Source organism: Acidiferrobacteraceae bacterium (assembly GCA_037388825.1).
GTDB lineage: Bacteria > Pseudomonadota > Gammaproteobacteria > Acidiferrobacterales > JAJDNE01 > JARRJV01.
Genome location: JARRJV010000079.1, coordinates 1 through 7,107, shown reverse-complemented (window position 1 = coordinate 7,107; position 7,107 = coordinate 1). Strand labels below are relative to the sequence as shown.

Here is a 7,107-nt window from a genome sequence, read left to right as displayed (position 1 = left end):
CGCTGCGGTAGGAGAGTGTCACGGTGGTACCCGGCTCGTCGGCGATACTGCAGGCTGCTTCCAGCGCTGCGTCACCACCTCCCACCACCAGCACATGCTGACCGCGGTATTGTTCCGCATCAATCAGCCGGTATACGACCTTTCCCTGCTCCTCGCCCGGAACGCCGAGCTTGCGTGGCGTGCCGCGGCGGCCGATCGTGAGCAGTACACTCCGGGTTTCATAGCGACCCCGGTTGGTCGTGACCACGAATCCATCACCCTCGGGTGTTATGTCTTCCATCCGCTCCCTGTATTGATCTTCACGCCGGTGCGCTGTTCGACTTCCTGCCAGAAGGCCAGCAGCTTCTCCTTGCTGGTTTCCGTGAACTTCACCTTGCCGATGATGGGCAGTTTGGCCGGTTGGGTCATGACCACCTTACCTCGCGGAAAATGGGAAACCGTTCCGCCGAGGTTTTCCTGTTCCACGGTCACGTAGCGCAGCTTATGCTGCATCGCGGCCAGGGATGCGGAAAAGCCGGCGGGTCCCGCGCCGATGATCACGACATCCAGTTTCTTGCCCTTGGCGCGCCGCTTGCGAATAGCCTCCATGGCCTGGCGGCCCTGTTCCACGGCGTTGCGGATCAGTCCCATGCCTCCCAGTTCGCCAGCGATGAAAATGCCCCCTACGTTGGTCTCGAAATTCGGGCTGACCGTAGGGATGTCCACACCGCGTTTGGCGCTTCCGAAAACCAGGGTGATCGCGTCATGAGGGCAGGCCGATTTGCAGGCACCGTGCCCGATGCAGTGGCTCGGGTTGATCAATTGGGCGCGGCGCTTGATCATGCCCAGGACATCCCCTTCGGGACACGCGAGTACGCAAGAGCCCGATCCCAGGCAACGATTCGGATCGATCACCGGGTGAAGCGACGCCGGTTCCAGTAGACCGGCTCGTTCCGCCTCCAGCATCTTCTTTCGGTTTTTCCGATCCGTTCTCCCCTGCAGCAGCAAGTAAAGGACAATCGTGGCCGCGGCAAAAAGCACAACATAAAGGTAGCTTGAGCTCATTTTTCCATGTTCCTCGGCATTTCGGACAAGCCTGTCTTCCTGAATAGAGAGTGGCCGTCATGCTGAATCTTTTCAGTAAAAAATCTGATATTTTGTCGGCAATTACATGCCATTGGTCCGCTGGACATTGGTGATTGTGCGTTCCTCTGCAATATTTAGCGATAGGGTAATACGCCGGTATCGCTTTATTTAGCATACTGGGCACGCATCTCCATGCGCGGCTCCACCCCGGGGCGATAGCACACAACAAGAGTGAACAACAACGGATGAATTCGGCTGTCTCGCAAGCAGTTTCACGATCCGCTGAGGCGGAATCCCCCGCGCCGGTCGCCAAGCCCGCATCGCCTCCGGCGACGCAGGGCTCGGGTGGCATGCGTTGGTATCTTTTTCTGATCGCCATATGCAGCTTCGCCGCATGGCGCCTCGGTCCGATGCACCTGTACAACGCCGAAACCGGTATCGGCTATCTGTTCGGTCTCGTCGGTGGCGCGATGATGCTCATGTTGCTGTTCTATCCGCTGAGCAAGCGAATTCGCATATTGCGCACCCTGGTCCCGCTGAAACACTGGTTTCGCATGCACATGTTGCTCGGCGTTTTCGGACCCCTGTTGATTTTTTTCCATTCAAATTTTCACTTCGGCTCCGTCAACGGCAGCGTGGCCTTCTTTTCCATGCTTGCCGTCTTCCTGAGCGGACTGGTTGGGCGTTTTATCTACACGCGGATCCATCACGGGCTCTATGGCCGACGCGCCTCACTGGACGAATTGCGCTCACAGCTCGTAAGCGATGCAGAAGGCGTGGCGGGAATGCTCTCGTTCGCGCCCGTGGTCCAGGCACGGCTGCAACGCTTTGAACGGTCCCGATTGAGCAGCTGGGGCGGAATCCTGGGCGGCACGTGGCGCTTCCTGACACTGGCGCCCGCCGTGTGGTGGGCCGGCTGGAGAACCCGTCGACCGCTTCGTCGCGCCCTCCGCGACATCGCCCGCCAGAGGAACTGGGGGCGAGCCAAGTATCGCAAGCGCCTGCGAACGGCGCGTGGTCTGGTTCGTCATCACATCCGATCGGTTCGCTCCGTTGCCCAGTACCGCGTGTACGAGTCCATGTTTTCCCTGTGGCATGTATTGCACGTTCCATTGATGTTTTTGCTGGTAGCGACGGCGATCGTGCACGTGGTCGTCGTTCATATGTATTGAGCCGTAAGAACGAATGATGACTCAGGCATGGAGGCTGGCACGCCTTTTTCTGTTGTTCGCACTGTTGCTTCCGGCCGCCGCCGTACACGCGGACCTGAATTTGTTCGACAAGATGATCACACCGGGCGATGTAATCGCCGGTCACGCGAAGTTTGAACATGAGTGCAGCAACTGTCACAAGAAGTTCAGCAAAAAGGGACAGAACCAGATGTGTCTGGCCTGCCATGATCACAGCGACATTGCGCAGGACATTCGCACGGGAAGGGGTTTTCATGGTCGGCATAAGGGAGAACCCTGCAAGTCGTGTCACACCGAGCACAAGGGGCGCAAGGCAAAGATCGTGGTGTTGAACAAGCAAAGCTTTGACCATCGCCAGACCGATTTCCCCTTGCACGGGAAGCACATGGGCGCGCGAAAGAAGTGTTCGTCGTGCCATAAGCCGGGGACGAAATATCGGGATGCACCGCATCGCTGTGTTTCCTGCCACCGGTCCGACGACAAACACCACGGGACCCTTGGCACGAATTGTGAGAATTGTCATTCCGACAAGGGATGGAAGGTCGTGACCTTCGATCATTCAAAGACCGATTTTCCCCTGCATGGCGCCCATCGCCGCGTGAAATGTCGCGCCTGTCACAAGACGGGTATCAAGGCCGGCGCCAGGGCAAAGAAGCTGCCCACTTCCTGCTATGGTTGCCATGTCCGCGACGACAAACACCGGGGGGCTCTTGGGAAGAAATGCGATAACTGTCACGTCGAGCAGACCTGGAAAACGGTCCGGTTCGATCATTCAAAGACAGATTTTCCCCTACATGGCGCCCATCGTCTCACCGCATGTCGAACCTGCCATCTCGCGAATCTGCGCAAGCCGAAGCCGCCGAGCAACTGCTACGGCTGTCATGTGGATGATGATGTGCACAAGGGTCAGGAGGGACGGGAGTGCGCGGATTGCCATAACGAGCGGACCTGGAAGACGGCACTGTTCGACCACGGCCTGACGAAGTTTCCGCTGTTGGGTCGACACACGAAGGTCAAGTGCCGTTCCTGCCATCGCACGAAGCGGTTTCAGGACGCACCGACCCGGTGTGTGTCGTGTCACAGGAGTGACGATGCACACGAGAAGCGCTTGGGGTCGAATTGCGGCCTATGTCATGATGCAAGCAGTTGGAAGCACTGGATATTCGACCATAACAAACAGACCGGAATTGTGCTGGATGGCGCCCACCGGAACCTGGCGTGCGTAAGCTGCCACGTACGACCGACCAACGGTCGGCCAACCCTGTCCGGGGCGTGCAATGATTGTCATGCACAGGATGACGTGCATGAGGGAGAATTTGGCCAGTACTGCGAACGCTGCCACGTGACCAGCAAGTTCAGCGTGATTCGCAATCTTCCGACGTTGTTACATTGAGGGAACGTTCATGAGAACCGGGCCGGAAACCATTTCAAATCTGCCGTTGCCACGTTGGCTCTTGCGGGCCCTCGTGGCGGTGTCGCTCACGTCAATCGCAGGGATTGCATTGCCGGCCTTTGCCTCCGGCCCCACCCATGGGTCCGTCGTGAATGTCCACAAACCTCAAATCTATCTGGCTGCCGTTTCGAAGGCCAAGGCGGCAACCGTGCCGGCGAAAGGCAAGAAATTCGATCATCTGCTCACCGGATTCCCGCTTTTCGGCGCCCACACCCAGGTACCCTGCGGAACCTGCCATATTCGCGGTGTCTTGAAGGGGACGCCAAGACAATGCGACCAGTGTCACGGTGGACCGGGCATGCGCGGCAGTACCTTCAAGCCCGTGAATCATGTTCGTACCCAACTTCCGTGTGACCAGTGTCACAATCAGACCATCTGGTCCGGTGCGCGTTTTGATCATGCCGCCATTGCCATGGGGACCTGCACCCAATGCCACAACGGCAGCACGGCCCCGGGAAAGCCCGCAACCGGGCACCCGACAACCTCCGCCTCCTGTGACACTTGTCACCGAACCACAAGTTGGCTCCCGGCACACTTCGATCATTCCGGGGTAGCTCCAGGCACGTGCCTCGACTGTCACGGGTCGACGGCCCAGGGGCTGCCGTCGGGACACTGGCCGACAACAGCTTCCTGCGACCAGTGTCACAGCACCCGTCGCTGGATTCCGGCGACCTTCGACCACACTGGCGCCATCGCTGGCAAGTGCAACGACTGTCACTTGCCGGACAAACCCTCCGGCCACTTCGTCGAGACGACGGAGCGGTCCTGCGATGTGTGCCACAACAGCACGTCCACGTGGGGTTCGCGGAGCTACAGCCATACCGGCGCGTACTGGCCCGGAACCCACAGGTCATCCGTTACCTGTGACAATTGTCATAAGGGGTTGGAAGTCCTTCCATGGCCGAATCCGGCCGACAAGGCCTTCTGTGGTGGCTGCCACAAGTCCAACTACCGGTCCGATCCGCATACAAAGTACGGCAACGTGAAGTACACCTATGACGACCTGAAGGACTGCACCGGCGCCTGTCATATCTATACAGATTCGACACTGACGACGATCAAGGATTCCAGGCCAGGACCCCATCATCACCCGAGCGACGGGGCTTTCGGCGATTAGAGAACCGGAACGAAGCATTTTCCTGTGAACCGAATTCGTGCGTTTTTCTTGCTCACCGTGGGCGGGCTGGTGCTGACGATCTACGCACCCGCCGCCCGGGCGCAGCTGCTAGACACCATCGATGTGACGGCGGAGTCCGGCAATCGCGCTCGCGTTGAATTCCATTTCAATGCGCCGACGCAGCTGGTTCGCTATTTTCCCCAGAGCCGGGGCAAAACGCTCTACATCTCCTTCAAGTCCACAGACACTGAAAACGCCCTGGCATCTCCGGGCTCGGTGAGCTTCGATCGTCTCGGTGGCCGCTTGCCGCTGATCAAGGTCGATGTTGAACTCAACGGCACGCAAGGCGACCGGATGATTCTTCGATTCAACCGGGTTGTTTCGTATACCGTACAACCGGGCGGGGACGGACGGACCATCATTGTGCATGTTGCCTTGCCGCCACGGCCGGTGCCGCCAAAGGTAAGCGCCACGAAGATTGAACAGGATATGGCCAAGGCAAGGAGATTGCTGATCGCCGGCAAGAACAAAGAGGCGGTCGCCATCTTTTCGCGCATCGCCGCACTGCCGGAGAACCCGCAAAGCCAGGTGGCAACCGAACTGCTTGGACTGGCCTACGAGAGACAGGGGAACACCCGGCGTGCCGTCCGGCAGTACCGGCTCTATCTGCAGAAGTACCCGAAAGGCGACGGCGCGGATCGTGTGCGCCAGCGGCTGCGCACCCTGCTGCAGGCGGGCGGGGGTCGTCTCAAGCGCGTGGCAAGAAAAGCTGGCAGATCAAGAACCGCTGTTTACGGGACCTGGTCGCAGCGCTTCTATACGGGTGTGACCAAAACCGCCGGTGGGACCTCTACCGACCAGGAGGCCCTGGTAACGGATCTCAATATGAGCATCCGCCATCGCTCGGGCAAGATGGAGTACCGCGGTGTTCTAGGCGCGGACCATACCTATGATTTTCTCAACAACCTTTCGGAGGGTCGGGTCCGGCGCGCCTATGTCCGTGCGCAATATGATTGGCACAAGCTGAGCCTCCAGCTCGGAAGGCAGCCAGCACGCGGGGGCGGCATACTTGGCTACTATGACGGTGTTCTCGCCGGCGGGAACATTACGGACAAATGGCGGCTGAATTATGTCACCGGGACCCCGTTCGATACGATCGCTCCGGGATCCCGACGGCAGTTCAGTGGCTACCGGGTTGATGCAGGCCAGTTTGCCGGACACTGGTCCGGGTCTCTCTTTTCCATCACGAATACCATTGATGGACTGACCGATCGCGATGCGGTCGGCGGCGAATTCCGCTATTCCGCGCCAAGCCAAAACGTGCTGGGCCTCTTCGACTATGATCGACTGTTTGCCGAACCGAATATCTTCCTGCTGCAGGGCTACTGGCAAATCGGCAAGAACTGGAGCTACTACGCGTCCGTGGATGTTCGAAAGGCTCCCTTGTTGCAACTGAACAACAGCTTGCTGGCCCCCATATTTGGCACGACCTACAGGTCCATGTCGGCGGCCATCGCGGCAAATCCGGGGCTGGATTTCATGCAGCTTGCCCGGGACCGTACGGGGCAGTCGCGCGTGGCGTCGACGGGCGCGACCCATACCTTCAGCAATCACCTGCAACTGGGCGCGGATCTCTCCTACAGCAACTTCTCCGGTTTGCCCGCCAGCGCCGGGGAGCCGGCGGTCGCGGAGAACACGACCATCACTGCAACCGGGCGTGTCGTTTCGACCGAGTTGTTTCACAAGGGTGAGGTGTCGGTCCTGGGGATTTCAGTCTTTTCCGGCAGCAGCTACAAGGCATTTGCGGCCTTTCTCACCGATCGTGGCCGATTCGTTCAGAAATGGCAGGTCGATGCCGGACTGAAGACCTACGTGCAGTACAACGACAGTGGTACTGACCTCACACGTTTTACACCCAGCGTGCGGGTCCAGTACAGTCGCAAGAAGGCGACGTTTGAGTTCGAGATCGGCCACGAGCATTCAGATTCGGTGAATCCCCTGATCAAGGAGACAACCGATCGCGACTACGTAACCCTGGGCTACCGCTACGATTTCTGATTCGAAGGAACCGTAAGGATTTCGAAGTCCATCGTCTCCAGGTCGCCAAGCACGTAGGTCGCCGGCGCGCTTACGCCTCCCACGGTGCCAGGGTCCAGCCACACGGTTTCGCCACCCTTCAGGTTCGTGACCCGGTCGACATGGGCACGGTGCTCGTGCCCGTTGCAGACCAGGTCGTAGTCTCCCGTTGCGGCCATTCCCCGTGCATAGTGGGGATAGTGGAC

The 7,107-nt window shown here is 59.0% G+C and carries 7 protein-coding genes; 4 read left to right on the top strand and 3 right to left on the bottom strand.

Annotated features, from left to right (window positions below):
- On the bottom strand, positions 1–280 hold a 280-nt coding region (locus P8X48_11545; GenBank protein MEJ2107937.1), incomplete at its 3' end, for an NAD(P)-binding domain-containing protein.
- Positions 268–1,044 (bottom strand): 4Fe-4S binding protein, encoded by a 777-nt coding sequence (locus tag P8X48_11540; protein ID MEJ2107936.1) that lies wholly within the window; start codon positions 1,042–1,044, stop codon positions 268–270. The genes P8X48_11540 and P8X48_11545, both read right to left, overlap by 13 nt.
- 371 nt (positions 1,045–1,415) lie before the next feature.
- On the opposite strand from P8X48_11540, the gene P8X48_11535 reads away from it, so the two are divergent.
- The 4 genes from P8X48_11535 to P8X48_11520 are packed head-to-tail and all read left to right on the top strand — an operon-like array spanning position 1,416 to position 6,883.
- Positions 1,416–2,237, top strand: coding sequence for a hypothetical protein (locus tag P8X48_11535; GenBank protein MEJ2107935.1), 822 nt, complete (start codon positions 1,416–1,418; stop codon positions 2,235–2,237).
- Between the two features lie 16 nt (positions 2,238–2,253).
- Positions 2,254–3,648 (top strand): cytochrome c3 family protein, encoded by a 1,395-nt coding sequence (locus tag P8X48_11530; GenBank protein MEJ2107934.1) that lies wholly within the window; start codon positions 2,254–2,256, stop codon positions 3,646–3,648.
- 10 nt (positions 3,649–3,658) lie between these two features.
- Complete coding sequence (locus P8X48_11525; protein MEJ2107933.1) at positions 3,659–4,825, top strand: cytochrome c3 family protein; 1,167 nt, start codon at positions 3,659–3,661, stop codon at positions 4,823–4,825.
- A gap of 24 nt (positions 4,826–4,849) precedes the next feature.
- Complete coding sequence (locus tag P8X48_11520; protein MEJ2107932.1) at positions 4,850–6,883, top strand: tetratricopeptide repeat protein; 2,034 nt, start codon at positions 4,850–4,852, stop codon at positions 6,881–6,883.
- Here the strand turns inward: P8X48_11520 and P8X48_11515 are convergent.
- A partial coding sequence (locus P8X48_11515; GenBank protein MEJ2107931.1) for a hypothetical protein occupies positions 6,871–7,107 on the bottom strand: 237 nt, incomplete at its 5' end. The genes P8X48_11520 and P8X48_11515 overlap by 13 nt on opposite strands.